Genomic DNA, 21188 nt, shown 5'->3' on the forward strand with positions numbered 1-21188 from the left:
CCCTCTCTCTAGGCTGCGCACGTGGCCAAGGTGAAATCGCTGTACCGCTGCTCGGCATGCGGGAACGAGGTTGCCAAATGGGTGGGGCGCTGCCCGGGGTGCAACGAGTGGGGGACCGTCGACGAGGTGGTGACGGCCGGCGCTGGTGCGGGTGCGCATGCCGCCGGGCGGCGGGCGCTGTTGCCTTCGACGGCCGCGGCTCCCATCTCGACCATCGATTCGAAGGTCACCCGCGCCCGGCCCACGGGCGTCGCCGAACTGGACCGCGTCCTCGGCGGCGGGGTGGTGCCGGGATCGGTGGTGCTGCTCTCGGGTGAACCGGGCGTCGGCAAGTCGACGCTGTTGCTCGAGGTCGCCCACCGCTGGGCCCGGCAACGCGACGAGCGCGCGCTCTACGTCACCGCCGAGGAGTCCGCCGGGCAGGTCCGGCTGCGCGCCGACCGGACCGGGGCCGTGCACGAAAGGGTCTATCTCGCAGCCGAATCCGACCTCGCCACGATTCTCGGCCATGTCGATCAGGTCCGGCCGACACTGCTGGTGGTCGATTCGGTGCAGACGATGCTGGCCGCCGACGCGGACGGGGTGATCGGCGGCGTCACCCAGGTGCGTGCGGTGACCGCGGCTCTGACCTCGCTGGCCAAGGCGAGCGGGATCGCGGTGCTGCTGGTCGGTCACGTCACCAAGGACGGCAATGTCGCCGGGCCGCGCACCCTGGAACACCTGGTGGACGTGGTGTTGCAGTTCGAGGGCGACAAACATTCCACTCTGCGCATGGTGCGCGGCATCAAGAACCGCTTCGGCAGTGCCGACGAGGTGGGCTGTTTCGAACTGCACGACGACGGCATCGTCGGGGTGAGCGATCCGTCCGGACTTTTTCTGCACCACCGCGCGGATCAGGTGCCCGGAACCGCGATCACCGTCGCGATGGACGGTAAGCGGCCGCTGCTCGGCGAGGTGCAGGGGTTGACCGTATCCACCCAGGTACCCGCGCCGCGGCGGGCGGTCAGCGGTCTGGACTACAACCGCGTGTCGATGGTGCTCGCGGTGCTGCAGAGCCGCTGCGGTGTGTATCTGGGCAAGCACGACGTCTACGCCGCCACGGTCGGCGGGATGCGTTTGACCGAACCCGCCGCCGATCTGGCGGTCGCGGTCGCGATCACCGGCGCCGAACGCGATATCCCGCTGCGCGCGGGCATGGTGGTGCTGGGTGAGGTCGGTCTCGCCGGGGAGGTCCGGCGTGTCACGGGGGTCGGGCGCAGGTTGCGCGAGGCGGAGCGGCTAGGTTTCACGGAGGCGTTGGTACCGCCGGGGACCGACCTGTCCGGCATCGGTATGAAGGTGCACGAGGTCGCGAGTGTTCGTGCGGCACTTGCCTCGAGTGGTTTGTCGAAGCGACGACGCGAGCGTGTGGAGGCTGTGGAATGATCCCGGGCCGTTGGGTGACGCACCTGCTCGGCCGTCCCGCGCCGCGCCGCAGGTTCGTGACTCCAGCGGAGGTGCCGGCCGCAGCGGATGGGGCGGCTCCGGTGGATGGGGTGCCGGTGGAGGCGGTCCAGGCCGACGATCCCGGTCTGAGTACCACCATCGCCCGGTTGGTGCCGGGCACCGAACTGCGCGACGGTATCGACCGGATTCTGCGCGCCCGCACCGGCGGGCTGATCGTGCTCGGCTACGACGAGGAACTGGAACGAATCTGCGACGGCGGATTCGAACTCGATGTCGAATTCTCGCCGACCCGGCTGCGTGAGCTGTCGAAAATGGATGGCGCCGTGGTGCTTTCGACCGACGGCGCACGGATCCGCCGCGCCAACGTCCATCTGGTGCCCGACCCCGGCCTGCCGACCACCGAATCCGGCACCCGGCACAAGGCGGCCGAGCGCACCGCCGCGCAGACCGGCTATCCGGTGGTGTCGGTGAGCCGCTCGACGGGCATCGTCACGGTCTATCTCAACGGGCACCGGCATCCGATCCAGACGTCGGAGACGATCCTGTCGCGAGCCAATCAGGCGATGGCGACGCTGGAGCGCTACCGCTCCCGGCTGGACGAGACCACCCGGCAGCTGTCACTGGTGGAGCTGAACGACTGCGCGACGGTGCGCGATGTGCTGGCGGTGGTGCACTGCCTGGAACTGGTCCGCCGCGTCGCGCGCGAAATCAGTTCCGACGTGGCCGAACTCGGCGTCGACGGCCGCCAGCTGGCGCTGCAACTGGCCGAACTCGTCGGCAATACCGAGGCCCTGCGCCGCCTGCTGGTCCGCGACTACATCCGCACCGAACCGGTCGACGACGCGATGGTCGACCGCACCCTGGCCGCCCTCGACGGGCTGCTCGAGGTGGATCTGCTGGAACTCACCAATCTCGCACCGCCCCTGGGCTTCCCGGCGACGTTCGAAGCTCTCGACACCGCCGTGGGCCCGCGTGGATATCGGGTGCTCGCCGAGATCCCGCGGGTGCCGCTGCGCCGCGCCGAACCCGTGATCGCCGCTTTCGGCTCGCTGTCGGGCCTGGTATCGGCGAGTGCGTCGGAGATCGAGGGCGTCGACGGCATCGACGCGCATCTGGCCCGGCAGATCCGCGAGGGCCTGTCCCGGCTGTCGGAATCCGGTGCGGTCCGATCGACGGAATCCGGCACTGTCCGAACCGATTAGGGCACTGCCGGATTCGGGCCTCGCGTCAGGCGATGTTGAAGGTCTCCGGTGCGCTGCGCACGGAACCGAACTGCGCCACCACCGCGTATCCGCCGGCCGGCACCGGAACGCGATCGCCCGCACAACCCGGCTGCGACGTGGTGCCCGACCAGGTGAGGGTGAACGCCGCCTGCTGGCCGCCGTTGAGCGCGCGCACATCGGCCGGACCGCCCTGATCGCAGTCGGTGTTCGACCACAGCTTGCGCTGGCCGTCCAGCGATTGCACCCACACCTGCTGCAGGCCCGACCCCATATCCCGGCTACAGGCCGCGGTGGAGATGTTGGTCAGCACGATGGTGATCACCGGCTGATCACCGGCCTTGTAGGTCGGCTGGCCGACGGTCACCTTCACCGCCAGCGACTGATCCGGGCACGGGGCCGGGACGCCGCTGGCCGTCGAATTGACGGTGCCCGAGGCCGGAACCTTCGAGCCGCTGGGATCGGCGGTGGTGGACGCGGCCGCCTTGGCGGAGGTGGAGGCCGCCGCCGCGGCCTTGGGGTCCTTGTCGTCCCCGCCGCTGCGCAGCAACATCAACGCCAGCCAGATGACGAGAGCGAGCGCGACGATCAGCGCGCCGATGGCGAGCAGGCGGCGACGCCAGTAGATCTCCGGCGGCAGCGGTCCATTCGGTTCCAGCACGGCAACAACGGTAAGGGCACGATCGTGCCGTTCCGCTCAGGTACGCGGCGTGTCGGCGCCGAAATGGCGGTGACGCCGGGTACATTTTCGCGCCGCCTTCCGCGACGGCGCCGTCACCCGGCGATCGCCGTGTGAGAACCGTTGTGGTTCAGACAGTTTCGCCGATATCGCCGATCACCTTGTGCAGCAGCGCGCGGCCGTCGGCAAGCTTGTAGTTCACACAGGCGATGGCGCACTGCCCGCTCGCGACCCGATCGGACACGATCTTCGAGCGATCGGTGAGCAAGCGCGCGGTCTCCTGCACGTGACGGGCCTCGAGTTCGTCGACCTCGGCGAGTCCGTCGCGACGGCCGGTGAGGATGGACGGCGTCACCCGCTCGACCACGCTGCGGATGAATCCGCCGGGCACGTTGCCGTCGTCGAGCGCGTCGATGGTCGCGCGGACCGCGCCGCAACTGTCGTGCCCCAGGACGACGATCAGCGGCACGTTGAGGATTTCGACGCCGTATTCGATCGAGCCCAGCACCGACTCGTCGACGACGTGGCCGGCGGTGCGGACCACGAACATATCGCCGAGGCCCTGGTCGAAGATGATCTCGGCGGCGACCCGGGAGTCGCCGCACCCGAACAGGATGGCCCGGGGCTGCTGTCCGCCGACGAGTTTGGCGCGGTCGGCGGCGCCCTGGCTGGGGTGCTGCAGTGTGCCGTTGACGAACCTGTCGTTACCCTCGCGGAGAGACTTCCAGGCACTGATCGGGTTGGTATGAGGCATGCGTCCCATTTTCCATGGCTTGAGGGCTACCGGCGAGTCCGTTCGGCTACACATGGGCAAATTTCGGATCACCGGCGGGCTCGCGCGGCGGTGATGTCGTGAGCTCGAAGACGGCGACCGGCACCACGCGCGACGCGGTCGCGGAGGCCACCCGCGACCCGGCCGCGGGCGTGGACAGTGACGTTCTGATCGACTGGTACGAGCAGTCGGCCCGGGACCTGCCGTGGCGGCGCCCCGGAGTGAGCGCCTGGCAGATCCTGATGAGCGAGATCATGCTGCAGCAGACGCCCGTGGTCCGGGTCGAGCCGATCTGGCGGGAGTGGGTGCGGCGCTGGCCGGTGCCCTCGGCCATGGCCGCCGCCTCGCCCGGCGAGGTGCTGCGCGCGTGGGGCAAGCTCGGCTACCCGCGCCGCGCCCTGCGGTTGCACGAATGCGCGCGGGTGCTCGCCGCCGAATACGGCGACGTGGTGCCCGACGATGTCGAGGTGCTGCTCACCCTCCCCGGCATCGGCGCGTACACGGCGCGAGCGGTGGCCTGCTTCGCCTACGGGCAGCGAGTTCCGGTGGTGGACACCAACGTTCGCCGTGTAGTCGCCCGGGCGGTGCACGGCCGCGCCGAGGGCGGGAACCCACGCACCCGCGATCTGGCCGAGACCGAGGCCCTGCTGCCGGTCCGGACCGACCGGGCGGCGGTCTTCTCCGCGGCGTTGATGGAATTGGGAGCCACCGTCTGCACCGCCCGCAATCCCGACTGTGAACGCTGTCCGCTGCCGCGCTGCACGTGGGTCACCTCCGGTCGTCCGGCCTCGGACGTGGTGCGCCGCACCCAGAAATACGACGGCACGGACCGGCAGGCGCGCGGCCGCCTGCTCGACGTGCTGCGCGCGGCGACCGGGCCGGTCGAACGCGTGGCTCTCGACCTGGCCTGGACCCGCGATCCGGGCCAGCGCGACCGGGCCCTGGATTCCCTGCTCGTGGACGGCTTGATCGAGCAGACCTCCGACGGGTTGTTCGCCCTCGCCGGCGAGAGCGGCGCGAACTGAGACGCGGGTGGATCGGCCGGGACTTCCCAGCACCGGTGGGAAATTACAGTTCGGCCGGTGCGGCTGCTGCTCGATCGACCCTTCGTCCTCGCCTGGATGTACGTGCTCGCCTCGGTAGTGCTGGGCCCGTTCATCTTTCTGGGCGGCTATTCGTTCTTCACGCAGGGAGTCGGTGATTACTGCGACCCGGTGCACGGTGACGCCGCCGCCCGGGACGCGGCGTTCCGCGCTGCGCAGACGTTTCAGATCACCGGCGCCGCGGTCATGCTGGCCCTCGGACTTCTCGTACTGATCCGACTGTGGTCGCGCCGCGACATCAACCAGAATCTCGTCGTCGCGGCGAGCGGCCTCGCGGTCGTGCCCATGATGGGCGGCTTCGTCCTGATCATTCTGCTGTCGGGACCGGGCGGCCAGTCCTGCTGGCCGAGTTGACGCGAGACGGGCGGCCGATGGCGACCGCGGGATCTCACCCGCGGACCGGCAGCTGCACGTCCTCCGCTCGACCGCGTAGCGAATCCGGGTCGTTCGAGGCGTCGACCTGCGGCGCCGGCGCACCGGCCATCTCCGGCGCGGCGGTGGCCGGCGCGCGCAGTGCCGTGCGGCGTCGGGCCCGCAGGATCGGGCGGCCGATGAACCGGCAGACCAGGTAGATCACGAACGAGATGGTCGTGATGAAGGTCGAGACCGGGACGCCGGGTGCCAGCGACAGCAGAATCCCGCCGACCGCCGCGATTTCGGCGAACAGCACCGACAGCAGCGTCGCCCGCAGCGGGCTCGCGGTGAGCTGGGCGGCGGCCGCGGCGGGGGTGATCAGCAGCGACAGCACCAGCAGGGCGCCGACGATCTGCACCCCGAAGGCGGCGGTCACGCCGAGCAGCACCGCGAACACCACCGAGAGCGCCCGCACCGGAACTCCGCGCGCCACGGCCACTTCCGGGTCGGTGCTGGCGAACAGCAGGGGGCGATAGATGAATGCGAGCACCGCCAGCACGCCGACGGTGCAGAGCGCGAGGGAGGTGAGACCGGTACCGCCGACGCTGACCACCTGTCCGGTGAGCAGGGAGAATTTCGATCCGGCGCGACTGGGCCCCAGCCAGAGGAACAGCACCGACAGGCCGAGCCCGAACGACATCACCACCGCGATCACCGAATCACGTTCGCGCGCCTTGGAACCCAGCAGCCCGAACATGACCGCCGCGATCACCGAACCCGCGATCGCTCCGGCGCCCACGCCGATGCCGACCAGCAGCGCCGCCGCCGCACCGGTCAGCGACAGCTCGCTGGTGCCGTGCACGGCGAACGACATCTGCCGGTTCACGATGAGCGGTCCGATCACGCCGGCGAGCAGTCCCAGCAGGGCGGCCGCGAGCACGGCCTGCTGCACGAAGTCGTAGGACAGCAGGTCGGCGGTGGTGTGCAGATCCAGCATCTTGGTGAGGACGTCGGAAAGTTTGTCGTTCATTCGCCGGCTCCCTCGGTGTGGTGCGTGCCCAGCGCATCGATCTCGTCACCGGTGCCGACGACCACCAGCCGGCCGCGCACGCGCAGCACGTCGACCTCGGTGCCGTAGAGCTCCGAGAGCACCTCCGAGGTCATCACCTCGTCCGGGGTGCCGATCCGGAACTTTCCTTCCACCAGATACAGCACCCGATCCACCAGCGGCAGAATCGGATTGATCTCGTGCGTCACGAACAGCACCGCGGTGTCGTGGGTGCGACGGCGACGATCGATGAGTTCGGACACCAGTCGCTGATTGGCCAGGTCCAGGCTCAGCAGCGGTTCGTCGCACAGCAGCACGCGCGGATCACCGGCCAGCGCCTGCGCCACCCGCAGCCGCTGCTGTTCCCCGCCGGACAGCGATTCCAGCGGCGCGTTCGCGAAATGCTCGGCCCCGACCTGCGCGACGGCGTCGGCGACGCGGCGCCGGCGTTCGGCCCGCCCGCGCCAGCCCAGGCCCCAGCGATGCCCGTCCACACCCAGCCCGACCAGATCCACGCCGCGCAGTTGCACACCGGCATCGATCGTCTTCTGCTGCGGCACATAGCCGATCCGCGGATTGCCCAGCCGCGCGGGCGCCCCACTCACCTCCACCGTGCCCGCACTGGGTGCGAGCTGCCCCAGCAGCATCCGCAGCAGCGAGGTCTTACCGGACCCGTTGGGCCCCAGCACCGCGACGAATTCGCCGGGCGCGATATCGAGATCGAGTCCCTGCCAGAGCGTGCGCGGCCCGAACGCCAGGCTCGCGCCGCGCAGGGAGACCGTGGGGGCGGTGCTGTGCGATGCCTGCGCCGGGGCGTGCTCCGGCGCCTCGGTTCGGGTGCGTCCCGTCATCACTACCGCCCTCAGCCGAGCGCGGCGGCCAGCGCCGTCGCGTTGCCGGTCTGCCACTTCACGAAATCGGTTTTCGCCGGGAGGGTTTCGGTGACCTCGATGATCGGCACGCCCGCGGATTTCGCGGTCGCGGCGACGTCCTTCGTAGTCTTGTCCTCGGTTTGGATGTTGTAGACCAGCGCTCGAACCTGCTTACCGGTCAACAGGTCTCGTACCGCCGCCAGATCCGCCGGGGACGGATCGGTGCCCTGTTCGATCGCTTCCTCGAAGGCATGCGGGGTGCGGTCGTCGGTATCGGCGGCGGCGAGCAGGTAGTGCGCCAGCGGTTCGGTCTGCAGCACCGGCGACTTCGGGTGCGCGGCAGCGATTTTCGCGGTGATCGCGGTGACGCCCGCCAGCTGCCCGCGCAGCGCCGCCGCGCGGTCGGCGAACGCCTGCCGGTGCTCGGGATCGATGCGGCCGAGTTCGTCGGCGATCCGGCCGGCCACCGCGTCGACCGTCTTCATGTCGTACCAGACGTGCTCGTTCTCGTCGTTCGGCGCCGAGCGCAGGTCGAAGGCGGCGATGCTGGGTTTGCCGCGCCCCGCGGCCGCCTTCTCGGCGAACTCGTCGTAGTGCCCGCCGTTGTAGACGACCAGAGCGGCGTCGCGGATCGCGGCGGCGTCGGCCGGGCTGGTCTCGTAGGAGTGCGGGTCCACCTCCGGGCTGTCGATGATCGACTTCACCTCGACGTCGGGACCGCCGACCGCCGCCGCGACGCTGCCCCACACGTCGGTGGAGGCGACGATCTTCGGCTTCCCCGAATCCGAGGAGGTTCCCGAGCAGGCGGCCAGCGTGACCGCGGTGGCGATTCCCAGCGTGAGGACAGCGATTCGAGCGGCGAAACTTCTGATCACGCGGGTACTCCTGCACACGAACTCTTAACGGAAACGATTTCCATTTAAATGTAGCGTATGTGTCCACCCCGCACCCCATCGATCGGACCGACCGGGATGTGAACCGCACCACGAACAGGGCCCGCGACGCTCGATCCGAGCGACCGCGGGCCCTGGGACGGGTTTCCGGCGAGCTGGGACTACTGCACCATCGCCGCGACCGGCTGGCTCAGCAGCTGAGCGCAGCGCAGCAGACCGAGGTGACTGTAGGCCTGCGGGTGGTTGCCCAGGGAGCGTTCGGCGACCGGGTCGTACTCCTCGCTGAGCAGTCCGGTCGGGCCGGCGACATCCACCAGCTGCGCGAACAGCGCCTCGGCGTCCTCGCGCTTGCCGATCAGCAGGTAGGCCTCCACCAGCCAGGCGGCACACAGGTGGAAACCGCCCTCGCCGCCGGGCAGGCCGTCGTCGTGGTGGTAGCGGTACACCGTCGAGCCGCTGCGCAGCTCGGCCTCGGTGGCGACGACCGTGGCCGCGAAACGCGGATCCGACGGCTCGATCAGACCGCTGAGACCGATGTGCAGGGTCGCGGCGTCCAGATCGGTGCCGTCGTAGGCGGCCGTATAGGACTGCACCTGCTCGTTCCAGCCCTTGGCCTTGACCTCGTCGGCGATGGTCTCGCGCAGTTCGACCCACACCGGATCGATGCCGCGGTCGAACCGCTCGGCCAGCTTCAGCGCCCGGTCGACGGTCAGCCAGCCCATCACCTTCGAATACACGTGGTGACGCGGGTTGCCGCGGATTTCCCAGATGCCGTGGTCGGGTTCGCGCCAGCGTCGCTGCACGGCCGAAACCATGGCCTGCACCAGTTCCCAGTCGCGGTCCGGCAGCGCCTTGGCCGGGTCGAGAATGCCCTTGCCCTCGCGCGCCTCGGCCAGGGCCGCGATCAGATCCACGATCGGGCCGAAGACATCCAGCTGAACCTGCATATTCGCCGCGTTGCCCACGCGGACCGGTCGCGAGCCCGCGTAACCGGGCAGCTGGTCCAGCACGGCCTCCGGGGGCAGCGTCTCGCCGTAGAGCGTGTACAGCGGGTGCAGGCGTTCCGGTCCGGCCAGGGTCTCGAGCACGCGATGCGTCCAGGCCAGGAAATCCTCGGCTTCCGACAGCGAGCCCAGGGTGACCAGCGCGTGCGCGGTGAGCGAGGCGTCGCGCAGCCAGCAGTAGCGGTAGTCCCAGTTGCGGACGCCGCCGATGTCCTCGGGCAGCGAGGTGGTGGCCGCGGCCAGAATCGATCCGGAGGGAGCGTGCACCAATCCGCGCAGCGTCAGTGCCGAACGCTTCATCAGATCGGGCTTGAGCGGCGGCAGGTTCAGATCGGAGGCCCAGTCGCGCCAGTACCGCTCGGCCTCGTTGCGCCGGTCCGCCTCGCTGACCATCGCCGGGGCGAGATCGGAAGTGCCGCAGCGCATCTCGAGCACGATCGGGCCCTGCGAGGGGTCGACCACCGCGCGGGCGACGTGGTGGATGCCCTCCTCGGAGATCTCCCACTGCACGCCGGGGGAGCGCAGCACGATCGGATCGTTGGTGCCGTGCACGCGCAGGCCGGCCGGTTCGCGGACCAGCGTCACCGGTACCTGCCCGAATTCGGGGCGGGGTGCGAAGGTGACCACCGCCCGCGCGTCCCCGGTGATCACGCGGGTCAGATCGGTGCGTTCCAGTGCGACGTCGTGCGGCAGGTAGTCGACGATTTTCAAACTGGACCAACGGGTTTCGACGGTCATGGTGCCGTCGACGTAGCGCTGCGACAGCGGCAGGCTCTGACGCTCGGGGGCGATGGTGAAGTGTCCGGCCGCCGGTCCGCCGAGCAGATGGGCGAAGACCGCCGCCGAATCCGGTTCGGGATGGCAGAACCAGCTGACGGTCCCGTCCGGCGTGAGCAGCGCCTTGGAGCGCGGGGAGGCCAGCATGGTCAGCCGCTCGATGCGCGGCGCCGACGCGCCCGCCAGCCAGGTGCGGCGTTCCTCGAGCAGGAACGCCAACGCCTTGGCGACCTCCTCGGTACTGGGCACCCGGTATTCGGCGAGGCTCTCGCCGTCGCCCACCTTGATGCCGATATCCGGACCCGACAGCCGGGCGAAGGCCTTCTCGTCGGTGACGTCGTCACCGAAGAAGACAGCGGCCGAGGCGCCCTCCTGATGGCGGATGATGTCGAGCGCGGCGCCCTTGTCGGTCTGGATGACGGCCAGTTCGATGACCGCCTTGCCCTCGGTGACCTGGATGCCGACCCAGCTCGCCGGACCCTGCCGGGCCTGCTGCAACGCGCGGCGGCCCACCTCGGGAGTGGCGTTGCGCACATGCAGCGCGATGCTGGCCGGTTTGGCCTCGACGGTGACGCCGGGATTGTCGTCGGCGATGGCCGCCAGCGCGTGGCGCACCTCGGTCAGTAGTTGCTTGGCGTCGTTGTCGATGGCGTGCACGAAGCCGACATCGAATTCCGAGCCGTGGCTTCCGATCAACTGCACCTCGACGGGAAGCCGGGAAAGCGCCGCGAGATCTCGCAGCGCGCGGCCGGAGATGACGGCCGCGGTAGTGGTCGTCAGGCCGGCGAGCGCACGCAATGCGCTGACCGATTCCCGATGGGGATAGGCCTTTGCCGGATCGGAGACTATGGGCGCGATTGTCCCGTCGTAGTCCGAAGCGACCAATAGCCGCGGCACGCGGGCTACGGCCGACAAGGCACGGCGAAGTTCGTGTGGCAGATCCTGTGCGCTCACGCATCCAACCTAGTGATCGGAGGAGATTTTTCAGGGCGCGAGAAACTTTACTGGGTCAGGTTTGCCCGCGTGTTGGCGCAGTGATACGTGCTGTTTACACGAGCTCGCCAGGCAGGTTTCGAACGCCCGGACCTACATTGTCCGGCAATTCGCTTCCTGCCGCGCGCTCAGGACTTCTCGCCCAGCAACAGGTCGACGGTCAGGTCGAGACGCTCGGCCACATCGGTCGCCGAGGCGCGCCGGGTGAGCCACGCCACCAGATTCGACAGCCACACGTCGCTGATCACGCGGGCGATGGCCAGATCGCGCTCGGTGGGCTCGCCCTCGTTCACGGCGCGCGCGAAGAAGCGGTCCATCACCTTGCCGACCCGGTCGACCTCGGCGGCCGCGGAGGCGTCGGCGAACATGAACGCTCGCGTCATGGCCTCGGTGAGCAGCGGATCGCGCTGCATGGCCCGGGTGACCTGGGTCAGCATCACGTGCATGCGTTCCTGCGGGGTCTGCCCGGCCAGCGGCTTGCGTTTGCTGTCGAACTGCTCGAATTCCCGGGCCAGCGCCGAGACCAGCAGGTGGACCTTCGAGGGGAAATACCGATACAGCGTGCCGACCGCGACATCGGCGCGTTCGGCGACCGCGCGCATCTGCACCGCGTCGTAACCGCCCTTGGAGGCGAGGGCGAGGGTGGCGTCGAGAATTCGTTTGCGCCGCTCGCGCTGGGCCGCCGAGCTCAGCTCGTCCTCGCTGAGGGTGCTGACCGTCGCGCGATTGCGGGCTCCGTTCTGCGCACCCGAGTCGGCTGCCTGCTCTCGGGAGGGACTGGCCATTCGTGAAAGTCCTTTCCTGCACGCACGTCGGTTCCGGTGGCCGACGAGCGTAGTTCAGCGGCGGCGACGGACGCCCCTTGACTTACGCCCGACCGTCACATTAGAACATGTTCTAGGTGTGGGAGTCACGCCGGAAAGGCGGTATGGAGTGTGACCATCGCCACCACTGACGAGCATAAAGCCGTCCAGGAGTCGATGCGCGGATGGGCCGCAGCGGTGCACCCGATTGCAACAATGCGCACTGGCGCGCCCGGGTACTGGCGTGAATTCTGGCCGGGCCTGGTGGGCCTCGGCGTCTTCCGCGTCGCAGTCCCCGAGGAGGCCGGCGGCGCGGGCGGCTGCGTGAGCGATCTGGCCGTGCTGATCGAGCAGGCGGCGCATGATCTCGTGGGCGGACCGGTGACGGCTACCGCGCTGGCCGGCCTCGTTGCCGGCGACACCCTCGACGAGGATACGCCCTGCGGTATCGCCTTGGGCCGGCCTGTTGTGCTGTCGCACAACGCAACCGACGCCCTGGAGGTGACCGGTACCTGGGAGACCGTGCTCGGCGCCGACGAGCGGACCGCGCTGTTGCTGCCGGTACGCTCCGGCGAGCGCGAACTGTGGTGCCTGCTGCCGGCGGGCACCCCGGGCGTGACGGTCGAGGCGCTCGAGCCCCTGGACCCCAGTACTCCGCTGGCTCGCGTGACGTGCGCGAACGTCGCGGTGCCCGGCGACCACGTCTTCGAACCGCCGTACGCGGTCGGCGATCTCGTGGCCGCGCTGATCGCGGCGGAGGCCGCGGGGATCGCGGGGTGGTGTCTGGAGACGGCGGTCGACTACGCCAAGGTCCGGGAGCAGTTCGGGCGCAAGATCGGCGAATTCCAGGCGATCAAGCACATCTGCGCCTGGATGCTGTGCCGCACCGAACAGACCCGGGCCGTGGCGGCAGACGCCGCGGCAGCGGCAGATCTCGCAACAGCCGCGGCAGCGGCAGATCTGGCAACAGCCGCGGCTGATGCGAGCGACTCCGGTCGGCGCGAATTGCGATTGGCCGCCGCCGTCGCGATGACGATCGCGCTGGACGCCGCCGTGGAGAACGCCAAGGACTGCATCCAGGTGCTGGGCGGTATCGGCTTCACCTGGGAGCACGACGCGCACCTGTATCTGCGGCGCGCGACCGCGTTGCGGGCGTTGCTGGGCGGTTCGGCGCACTGGCGCGCCGAGGTCGCGAAGCTGACGCAGGCCGGGGTGCGCCGCACGGTATCGGTCGACCTCGGCGACGCCGAGGGCGGAACCGCCTGGGAGGCCGCCGGATTGGATGCCGCCGAGGCGACCGTGCTGGCCGCCGACCTGACTCGGATCGCCGCACTGCCCGCCGCGGAGCAGCGTGCCGCATTGGCCGACGCCGGTTTGCTGGCCTGCCACTGGCCGGCCCCCTACGGCCGCGACGCCGGGCCGATCCAGCGCAGCCTGATCGAGGACCAGATCCGCAAGGCCGGAATCGAACTACCCGACCTCGTCATCGCGAACTGGGCGATTCCCACCCTGCTGCAATGGGGTACGCCCGAGCAGATCGAGCGCTTCGCCCCGCCGACGCTCACCGGTGAGGTGATCTGGTGCCAGCTGTTCTCGGAGCCGGGCGCCGGGTCCGATCTGGCGGCGCTGCGCACCGTCGCCGAGCGCGTCGAGGGCGGCTGGAAGCTGCGGGGCCAGAAGGTGTGGACCTCGCTGGCCGACCGTGCCACGTGGGGAATCTGCCTGGCGCGCACCGATTCCGCCGCGCCGAAGCACAAGGGCATCAGCTACTTCCTGGTCGACATGAAGAGTCCGGGGCTCGAGATCCGGCCGCTGGTGGAGATCACCGGCGAGGCCCGCTTCAACGAGGTCTTCCTCGACGACGTGTTCGTTCCCGACGACTGCCTGGTGGGTGAGCTGGGCAACGGCTGGCGGATCGCCCGCTCCACGCTGTCCGCGGAGCGAGTCGCCATGGGCGGCAAGGGAATCGGCGAGGAGCTGGAGGCCGTGATCGCGGCCGCTCCCACCGCGGGCCCGGGTGCCGAGGTGGTCGCCGATCGCCTCGGCGCGCTGATCGCGGAATCGGTGGCCGGCACGTTGCTGGAGGCGCGCGCGGCCAAGAAGTTGCTGTCCGGCGGTGACCCCGCGGCGGAGAGCAGCGTCCGCAAACTGGTCGGCGTCCGGCACCGGCAGGCGGTGGCCGAATTCGCGGCCGAGCTGGCCGGAACCGCCGGTGCGCTGGACACCGGCGTGGTGAAGGAATTCCTGCTCACGCGCTGTCTGTCGATCGCCGGCGGCACCGAACAGATCCTGCTGACCGTCGCCGGTGAGCGGATTCTCGGGCTGCCACGCGAATCGAAGGGCTGATATCGCAGGGCTGATATCGCAGGGCCGGGCCGCCAGAGCAGCCCACATCCGACAGGGAGCAAAAGAATTGGACTTCACCAGAGACGAGAGTCAGGACGCGGTCGCCGAAGTCGTCGTGAGCCTGCTCGAACACGACAGCGCGCGTGATCTCGCGCTGTGGCCCGCGCTGGTCGACAGCGGGCTGCTGGCGCTGCCGCTGCCGGAAGAGCACGGCGGCGACGGGATGGGACTGCTGGAGGTCTCGACCCTGCTGACCGAACTCGCGACCGACGCGGTAGCGGTGCCGGCGCTGTCGACCCTCGGGTTCGGCGTGCTGCCGCTGGTCGGCCATGCCGGAGACGTCTTGGCGGCCAAGGTCTTTCCCGCCGTCGCCAAGGGTGCGATCCTGACCGCGGCACTGCACGAGCCGGGCGCCCCGTTCGTCGCCGACCCGCAGACGAAGGCGGTGGCCGACGGCGATTCGGTGCGGATCACCGGCCGCAAGGTCGCGGTGCCGTACGCGGAACAGGCCCAGTGGATTCTGGTGCCGACCGACCGCGGAATCGCGGTCGTCGACGGTGACGCGAACGGCATCACCCGCACCGAGAGCCCGAGTTCCACCGGCGCGCCGGAATTCTCGGTGTCGTTCGAGGACACGGTGATTCCGGCGGCGCAACTGCTGGATATTCCGCTGGCGGACCTGCACCGCATCGCCCTGGCAACCCTCGGTGCGGTCGCCGACGGCCTGCTCAAAGGTGTGCTGGCGCTGACCTCGGAACATCTGCGGACCCGGCAGCAGTTCGGCCGCCCGCTGGCCGAATTCCAGGCCGTCGCACAGGAAATCGCCGACGTGTACGTGGTCTCGCGCACGCTGCAGGTGGCCGCGACATCCGCGAACTGGTCGCTGGCGCAAACCTTCGGCGGCGAGAACTACAGTGGTGACAAGCACCTGCAAAGAGTCGATGACGACCTCGATGTGCTGGCGTTCTGTGTGGCCTCCGAGCTGCCGGCGGCCATGCAGCGGTGCCATCACCTGCACGGCGGCATCGGCGTCGATGTGACTCACCCGCTGCACCGCTACTACTCACAAGCCAAGGACATCGCCCGCTGGCTCGGCGGTGCGTCGTTCCGGCTGGACCGGTTGGGAGCCAGATGTACATCGATCTGACCGCTGAACAGCACAAGCTGCGCGACGAATTACGCGCCTACTTCGCCGATCTCGTCACTCCCGAGGAGGAGGCCGAGATGGCGGTGAACCGCCACGGCGACGCCTACCGCGCGGTGGTCAAGCGGATGGGCCGCGACGGCCGGCTGGGCGTCGGCTGGCCGAAGGAGTACGGCGGCCAGGGCTTCGGCCCGCTGGAACAGCAGATCTTCTACAACGAGGCGGTCCGCGCCGATGTGCCGGTGCCGCTGGTGACGCTGCTGACCGTCGGCCCGGCATTGCAGTCGTTCGGTACCGAGGAGCAGAAGCGCAAGTTCCTGCCCGGAATCCTCACCGGCGACATCCATTTCGCCATCGGCTATTCCGAGCCGGACGCCGGCACCGATCTGGCCGCACTGCGGACCTCGGCGGTGCGGGACGCGAACGGCGACTGGATCGTCAACGGGCAGAAGGTGTTCACCACCGGCGCGCACGAGGCCGATTTCGTCTGGCTGGCGGTGCGCACCGGTTCGGTCGAGTCCCGCCACAAGGGCATCTCGATCCTGATCGTTGACACCACCGATCCGGGTTATTCGTGGACGCCGATCATCACCGCCGACGGCGCGCACCACACCAACGCCACCTACTTCGACAATGTCCGCGTGCCGGCGGAAATGCTGGTCGGGGAGGAGAACGGCGGCTGGAAGCTGATCACCACCCAGCTCAATCACGAACGGGTCAGCCTGGGCCCGTCCGGCAAGATCGAACAGCTCTACGAGCGGGTGCGCGACTGGTCGCGGCGGCACGGCGTGCTGGAAGAGACCGAAGTGCGGCGCGCACTGGGCCGCCTGCATGCCATGGTGCGGGTCAACGAACTGCTGAACTGGCAGGTCGCCTCGAATATGGAACGTCCCGATGCCGATCAGCGGGATGTGATCGCCGATGCCTCGGCGACCAAGGTGTACTCCACGGAGGCGCTGCAGGAGGCGGGCCGGCTCGCGGAGGAGATCGTGGGGCGCTTCGGCGATCCGGCCGATCCGGACACCGCGGACCTGCTGACCTGGCTGGACAAGCGCACCAAGCAGAACTTGGTCGTGACCTTCGGTGGCGGCGTCAACGAGGTCATGCGCGAACTGATCGCGCAGATGGGCCTGCGCCTGCCCCGCGTACCGAGATAGGAGTTTTCGCGTGTCGGAAACCATGACGGCGGAAGAGATCCGCGCCGCCGGCGAGAAGATCCAGCAGCTGGGCGAATCCGCTCCGCGCCTCGGCCGTGATCCGGTGAACCAGCCGATGATCAACAACTGGGTCGAGGCGCTGGGCGACGCCAACCCGATCTACGTCGACGACGAGGCCGCCCGCGCCGCCGGACATCCCGGCATCGTCGCACCGCCGGCCATGGCCCAGGTGTGGACCATGCCCGGCCTGCACGGATCCCGGCCCGCCGACGATCCGATGAACGCGGTCAACGATCTGCTCGACGCCGCCGGTTACACCTCGGTGGTGGCGACCAATTGTGAGCAGACCTACCACCGCTACCTACGCCTCGGCGAGCGTCCGGTGGCACGGACCAGACTGCGAGAACTGGTGGGGCCCAAGCGCACCGGCCTCGGTGAGGGTTGGTTCGCCACCTACCTGCTGACCTGGTACGTCGACGACGAACCGGTCACCGAAATGCTGTTCCGGATGTTGAAATTCGCGCCCGGTACGGCGAAACCCGCCGCAGCCCCCGGCGAGGTGTCGGCGGAGGATCTGGCGAAGCGGGTCCGGCCCACCGTGTCGAAGGACACCGAATTCTTCTGGGACGGAACGAAGCTCGGCGAGCTGCGGATCCAACGCCGGCCCGACGGGACGCTGCAGCATCCGCCGGTTCCGGCGCTGTGGAAGGACCACACCGAACAGTCCGACTACGTGGTGGCCTCCGGCCGCGGCACCGTCTTCAGTTTCGTGGTGCACCACGCGCCGAAGGTGCCCGGCCGGCAGGTGCCCTACGTCGTCGCCCTGGTCGAACTCGAGGAGGGCGTGCGCATGCTCGGCGAGCTGCGCGGCATCGACCCCGCCGAGGTCGAGGTGGGGCTGCCCGTCGAAGTGGGCTTCCAGCAGCTCGACGACGACAACACCGTGCCCTACTGGAAGGCCGTGCGATGACCTCCACGATTCAGCCCGCGGCCGTGCAGGCCGGAACCACCCTGCCCGAGTTGGTGATTCACGCCGACCCGACGTTCGTGGTCTCCACCGCACTGGCCACCCGCGACTTCCAGGACGTGCACCACGACCGCGACAAGGCCGTCGAGCGCGGGTCCAAGGACATCTTCGTCAACATCCTCACCGACACCGGCCTGGTGCAGCGATTCGTCACCGATTGGGCGGGGCCGGGGGCGATCGTGAAATCCGTCGCCCTGCGCCTGGGTGTGCCGCTGTACGCGGGCGACACCCTGACGCTCAGCGGAACCGTGGCGGCCGTGGACGGCGCGGACATCACCATCGATGTGGTCGGCAAGGACAGCCTCGGCGACCACATCACGGCGAAAGCCGTTATCTCCCTGCAGGAGGCACGCCAGTGACGGGTCTGAGCCGCCGCGCCGCCATCGTCGGCATCGGCGCCACCGATTTCTCGAAGGACTCCGGCCGCAGCGAACTGCGCCTCGCCGCCGAGGCCGTCACCGCCGCCCTCGCGGACGCCGGGCTGACGCCCGCCGATGTGGACGGCCTGACGACCTTCACCATGGATACCAACACCCAGGCCGCGGTCGCGCGGGCCACCGGTATCCCGAGCCTGAAGTTCTTCAGCAACATCCCGTTCGGTGGCGGCGCGGCGGCCGCGACCGTGCAGCAGGCCGCCATGGCGGTCGCCACCGGAGTCGCGGATGTCGTGGTGGCCTACCGCGCGTTCAACGAGCGGTCCGGAAATCGCTTCGGGCAGTTCGCGACTCATCTGGCGACCGGCAATCCCAGCTCGTCGGGTGTGGACAACGCGTTCTCCTATACGCACGGCCTGGGCACTCCGGCCGCGCAGGTCGCCATGGTGGCCCGGCGCTACATGCACGTGTACGGCGCGACCAGTGCGGATTTCGGCCGGGTGGCGGTCGCCGACCGCAAGCACGCCGCGGTGAATCCGGCGGCCCACTTCTACGGCAAGCCGATCACGCTCGACGACCACCAGGCCTCGCGCTGGATCGCGGAACCGTTGCATCTGCTGGACTGCTGCCAGGAGACCGACGGTGGTGTGGCCATCGTGGTCACCAGCGCCGAGCGCGCCCGGGACCTGCCGAACAAGCCCGCGCTGATCGCCGGTGCGGCCCAGGGTTCCGGTGCGGACCAGTACGTGATGACCAGCTACTACCGCGACGCCCTGACCGGTCTGCCGGAAATGGGCCTGGTGGGCGACCAGCTGTGGGCCCAGAGCGAGTTGCGGCCCGACGATATGCAGGCGGCCGTTCTCTACGACCACTTCACCCCGTTCGTGCTGATGCAGCTCGAGGAGCTGGGCTTCTGCGGTCGCGGCGAGGGTAAGGATTTCGTCGCAGACGGGGCGATCGAAATCGGCGGCCGGCTGCCGCTCAACACCCACGGCGGCCAGCTGGGCGAGGCCTACATCCACGGCATGAACGGCATCGCCGAGGGGGTGCGCCAGATCCGCGGCAGTTCGGTGAATCAGGTCGAGGGCCTGGAGAACATCGTCGTCACCGCCGGCACCGGCGTGCCGACCTCCGGGCTGGTGCTGACCGCGGCCTGACGTCCCGGCCGAGGCCGCGCGTCTGCTCGGAGCGTGAACTTTTCGTGCAAACCTCCGCGAAATCGACGGAAAACCGCCGAAAGCGCCGAGGTTTGCACGATTAGTTCAGGGCATATGCGTCGCTTATGCAATCGCAGCGTGCAGTACTGCACGTAACGGCCGGGCCAACTGCGCGGCACTCTCCGGATTCCCCGCAGCCGATTCCCTTCGCGCACCGGCGAATCGGTCGAATACCAAGCCCTCGATGACGGCGATGTAATCGGCTGCGGCCGTATCGGGATCGGCGGCGCCCAGCGAGCGGAAGAGTTCGCGGGCGTGCCGATGGGAGAACAGGCTCGCGACCAGACGCGAGTGGAGCTCGTCGTCGCCGAGTAGGTCGGTGATCAGCATGTGGCGGGCGATCAGATGGTTACGGCGTTGCGCCAGTAGATCGTCCAGCCATGCGGCCACCGCGGTCGCGATATCGTCCGGATCGGTGGCGGGTAGACCGGCGGAGCGGAAATCGGTGCGCGATCGCTCGGTGATCGCGTCCACGATGGCCTCGATGAGTGCGCGCTTGGTGCGGAAGTAGTACGAGGTCGAACCGGGCGGTAGGCCGGCCGCGGTATCGAGGGCCCGATGGGTCAGCGCCCGCAGACCCTCGCGAGCGATCAGGTCGATCGCCGTGCCGACGATGAGTCCGCGCCGGTCCGCCGCGCGCGCATCATCCGCCGGGTGACGCACATTCGTCCCCAGGTGCGTGGCACTGGGTTGTTCGGCCGGACGTGGTGTGGACATCGTCACCTTCTCTCGTCTCGCGCCCGATCATCCTCTACAAGTGTAGAGGTGCTCTACAGGTGTAGAGCCCTCAGGAGGGTGGAGACCGTGGACGGACTGGTTCTCGATGGCGATCAGCGCGCTGCCGCGGCGGCCCTGGCTACGGTGGCCGAGCGATTGAGCGGGCGCCGGTGGGCTTTTCCGCGCGGCTTCGGTTCGCATGCCCTGCCGGCGCGCTCGCGGCCCGCTGCGCGCGGGGTCTACCTGCACGGTCGTCCCGGCCGCGGCAAGACGATGCTCATGGACGAGTTCTTCGAGCGAGTGGATTCGACACGTAAGTGCCGCTTCCACTTTCATCAGTTCTTCGCCCGGCTCCATCTCGCGATCGCCGAAGCCGGCGGTCTGCCGGCCGCGCTGGACGCACTGCTCGGCGACACCGAACTGATCTGTTTCGACGAATTCCACGTCCACGACGTCGGTGACGCCATGCTGCTGACCCGCCTGCTCCAGGCACTGTTCGCGCGCGGCATCGTACTGGTGGCGACCTCGAACTATCCGCCCGAGCAACTCCTGCCCAATCCGCTGACGCATGCGAAATTCGAACCCGCCATCGCGCTGCTGCGTACCCATCTGGCCGTGGTCGCGGTCGACGGGCCGCAGGATTACCGCGCTCGCGAGTGCCGGGGCCGGATCTGTGATCGGACCGGATTCGCGAGCGGGCGTTACGTGCGCGGGCACCGTCGCGGTGCCGACCGGCCGGCCGCGGTGCCGATTGCCCATCTGCTGCTGCGGGCGAGGGCCGCGGAGGCGGACCTGCTGGTCGTCGACTTCGGCGAAATCTGCGGGAAGCCCCTGTCGGCCATCGACTTTCTGACCCTCACCCACACCTACTGGCGCTGGGTCGTGTGTGCGGTGCCGCCGCTGCGGCGGGTTCCGGTCGACGCGGTGACGCGCTTCGTCAACCTCGTCGACGTGCTCTACGACGCCGATCTGCCCCTCACCCTCTACACCGAGGTTTCGCTGCCGGAGTTGGTCCGCGACGTCGCCGCCGCCCCGGATCTCGCGCGTACCGCGAGCCGGCTGGTCCGGTTGCCCGGTGCTCGCCCAGCGAGCGTCGCCGAGCCGGACGGGCCGGCGGGAAGTATGGCCGACCTCTCGTGAGGGTCCGTCGAAGTGAAGTGCGTTCGTTTGGACGGATCTGCCCGAGACGAGCTCATTTGCTGTGCCCGGTCACAGTTTCGCCGGCTGTCAACTGGCGGCTAG

General features: G+C 69.1%; 19 protein-coding genes. 11 read left to right on the forward strand and 8 right to left on the reverse strand.

The features are described 5' to 3' along the window. The first annotated feature begins 21 nt into the window (after positions 1-21). Positions 22-1425: a DNA repair protein RadA gene (gene radA, locus ON23_RS02070; protein ID WP_039775745.1), complete on the forward strand. Its 1404-nt coding sequence runs from the start codon at positions 22-24 to the stop codon at positions 1423-1425. A 101-nt stretch (positions 1426-1526) separates the two neighbouring features. Continuing rightward, a complete protein-coding gene (gene disA / locus ON23_RS02075) occupies positions 1527-2648 on the forward strand; it encodes a DNA integrity scanning diadenylate cyclase DisA (protein WP_373282153.1) in 1122 nt (373 codons plus the stop codon). A 25-nt stretch (positions 2649-2673) separates the two neighbouring features. Here disA and ON23_RS38760 read toward each other — a convergent pair whose 3' ends face one another. Both ON23_RS38760 and ON23_RS02085 read right to left on the reverse strand, forming a co-directional pair. After that, on the reverse strand, positions 2674-3327 hold the full coding sequence (locus ON23_RS38760) for a hypothetical protein (protein ID WP_039775748.1): 654 nt from the start codon (positions 3325-3327) through the stop codon (positions 2674-2676). Between the two features lie 148 nt (positions 3328-3475). Continuing rightward, positions 3476-4099, reverse strand: coding sequence for a carbonic anhydrase (locus tag ON23_RS02085; RefSeq protein ID WP_039775799.1), 624 nt, complete (start codon positions 4097-4099; stop codon positions 3476-3478). 170 nt (positions 4100-4269) lie between these two features. Here ON23_RS02085 and ON23_RS02090 point away from each other — a divergent pair, with 170 nt between their 5' ends. After that, positions 4270-5142: an iron-sulfur binding domain-containing protein gene (locus ON23_RS02090; protein WP_039775802.1), complete on the forward strand. Its 873-nt coding sequence runs from the start codon at positions 4270-4272 to the stop codon at positions 5140-5142. Between the two features lie 57 nt (positions 5143-5199). Continuing rightward, the gene (locus ON23_RS02095; protein ID WP_039775750.1) at positions 5200-5574 is read left to right on the forward strand and encodes a hypothetical protein; all 375 of its coding nucleotides are present in this window, start codon (positions 5200-5202) and stop codon (positions 5572-5574) included. A gap of 34 nt (positions 5575-5608) precedes the next feature. Here the strand turns inward: ON23_RS02095 and ON23_RS02100 are convergent, their stop codons facing one another. The 5 genes from ON23_RS02100 to kstR all read right to left on the reverse strand — a co-directional run bounded on the left by ON23_RS02100 (position 5609) and on the right by kstR (position 11946). Then, on the reverse strand, positions 5609-6604 hold the full coding sequence (locus ON23_RS02100; protein WP_083903641.1) for a metal ABC transporter permease: 996 nt from the start codon (positions 6602-6604) through the stop codon (positions 5609-5611). Continuing rightward, positions 6601-7473, reverse strand: coding sequence for a metal ABC transporter ATP-binding protein (locus tag ON23_RS02105; protein WP_083903642.1), 873 nt, complete (start codon positions 7471-7473; stop codon positions 6601-6603). Before ON23_RS02105 ends, ON23_RS02100 begins: the two co-directional genes overlap by 4 nt. Positions 7474-7484: 11 nt before the next feature. After that, a complete protein-coding gene (locus tag ON23_RS02110; RefSeq protein WP_039775752.1) occupies positions 7485-8369 on the reverse strand; it encodes a metal ABC transporter solute-binding protein, Zn/Mn family in 885 nt (294 codons plus the stop codon). Between the two features lie 179 nt (positions 8370-8548). Further along, on the reverse strand, positions 8549-11122 hold the full coding sequence (otsB, locus tag ON23_RS02115) for a trehalose-phosphatase (protein ID WP_039775754.1): 2574 nt from the start codon (positions 11120-11122) through the stop codon (positions 8549-8551). 167 nt (positions 11123-11289) lie between these two features. Continuing rightward, positions 11290-11946, reverse strand: coding sequence for a cholesterol catabolism transcriptional regulator KstR (gene kstR / locus ON23_RS02120; RefSeq protein WP_030517308.1), 657 nt, complete (start codon positions 11944-11946; stop codon positions 11290-11292). Positions 11947-12096: 150 nt separating this feature from the next. Here kstR and ON23_RS02125 point away from each other — a divergent pair, with 150 nt between their 5' ends. The 6 genes from ON23_RS02125 to ON23_RS02150 all read left to right on the forward strand — a co-directional run bounded on the left by ON23_RS02125 (position 12097) and on the right by ON23_RS02150 (position 19169). Further along, positions 12097-14310: an acyl-CoA dehydrogenase family protein gene (locus ON23_RS02125; protein ID WP_039775755.1), complete on the forward strand. Its 2214-nt coding sequence runs from the start codon at positions 12097-12099 to the stop codon at positions 14308-14310. Positions 14311-14377: 67 nt separating this feature from the next. Continuing rightward, complete coding sequence (locus ON23_RS02130; protein WP_039775756.1) at positions 14378-15457, forward strand: acyl-CoA dehydrogenase family protein; 1080 nt, start codon at positions 14378-14380, stop codon at positions 15455-15457. Then, positions 15442-16611, forward strand: a complete 1170-nt coding sequence (locus ON23_RS02135; RefSeq protein ID WP_039775757.1) for an acyl-CoA dehydrogenase family protein — start codon at positions 15442-15444, stop codon at positions 16609-16611. Before ON23_RS02130 ends, ON23_RS02135 begins: the two co-directional genes overlap by 16 nt. Before the next feature lie 22 nt (positions 16612-16633). After that, positions 16634-17581: a bifunctional MaoC family dehydratase N-terminal/OB-fold nucleic acid binding domain-containing protein gene (locus ON23_RS02140; protein ID WP_083903648.1), complete on the forward strand. Its 948-nt coding sequence runs from the start codon at positions 16634-16636 to the stop codon at positions 17579-17581. Then, positions 17578-17997: a MaoC family dehydratase gene (locus ON23_RS02145; protein WP_039775758.1), complete on the forward strand. Its 420-nt coding sequence runs from the start codon at positions 17578-17580 to the stop codon at positions 17995-17997. The genes ON23_RS02140 and ON23_RS02145 overlap by 4 nt, the downstream gene beginning before the upstream one ends. Then, positions 17994-19169, forward strand: a complete 1176-nt coding sequence (locus tag ON23_RS02150; RefSeq protein WP_039775760.1) for a lipid-transfer protein — start codon at positions 17994-17996, stop codon at positions 19167-19169. Before ON23_RS02145 ends, ON23_RS02150 begins: the two co-directional genes overlap by 4 nt. A 123-nt stretch (positions 19170-19292) precedes the next feature. Here ON23_RS02150 and ON23_RS02155 read toward each other — a convergent pair whose 3' ends face one another. Continuing rightward, entirely contained in the window at positions 19293-19946 is a 654-nt protein-coding gene (locus ON23_RS02155) for a TetR/AcrR family transcriptional regulator (protein WP_083903649.1), read from the reverse strand. A gap of 87 nt (positions 19947-20033) precedes the next feature. Between ON23_RS02155 and zapE the strand changes: the two genes are divergently transcribed. Further along, positions 20034-21086, forward strand: a complete 1053-nt coding sequence (zapE, locus tag ON23_RS02160; protein WP_051041853.1) for a cell division protein ZapE — start codon at positions 20034-20036, stop codon at positions 21084-21086. The last annotated feature ends 102 nt before the right edge of the window (positions 21087-21188 follow it).

It is taken from the genome of Nocardia cerradoensis NBRC 101014 (assembly GCF_000308535.1).
Classification (GTDB): domain Bacteria; phylum Actinomycetota; class Actinomycetes; order Mycobacteriales; family Mycobacteriaceae; genus Nocardia; species Nocardia cerradoensis.

What these genes read in the sequence shown, in the direction of transcription:
- ON23_RS02135 (WP_039775757.1), top strand. Translation starts at nt 15,442, where the DNA reads ATGTACATCGATCTGACCGCTGAACAGCACAAGCTGCGCGACGAATTA.
- ON23_RS02085 (WP_039775799.1), bottom strand. Translation starts at nt 4,099, where the DNA reads ATGCCTCATACCAACCCGATCAGTGCCTGGAAGTCTCTCCGCGAGGGT.
- ON23_RS02155 (WP_083903649.1), bottom strand. Translation starts at nt 19,946, where the DNA reads ATGTCCACACCACGTCCGGCCGAACAACCCAGTGCCACGCACCTGGGG.
- ON23_RS02140 (WP_083903648.1), top strand. Translation starts at nt 16,634, where the DNA reads ATGACGGCGGAAGAGATCCGCGCCGCCGGCGAGAAGATCCAGCAGCTG.
- kstR (WP_030517308.1), bottom strand. Translation starts at nt 11,946, where the DNA reads ATGGCCAGTCCCTCCCGAGAGCAGGCAGCCGACTCGGGTGCGCAGAAC.
- ON23_RS02100 (WP_083903641.1), bottom strand. Translation starts at nt 6,604, where the DNA reads ATGAACGACAAACTTTCCGACGTCCTCACCAAGATGCTGGATCTGCAC.
- ON23_RS02105 (WP_083903642.1), bottom strand. Translation starts at nt 7,473, where the DNA reads ATGACGGGACGCACCCGAACCGAGGCGCCGGAGCACGCCCCGGCGCAG.
- ON23_RS02145 (WP_039775758.1), top strand. Translation starts at nt 17,578, where the DNA reads ATGACCTCCACGATTCAGCCCGCGGCCGTGCAGGCCGGAACCACCCTG.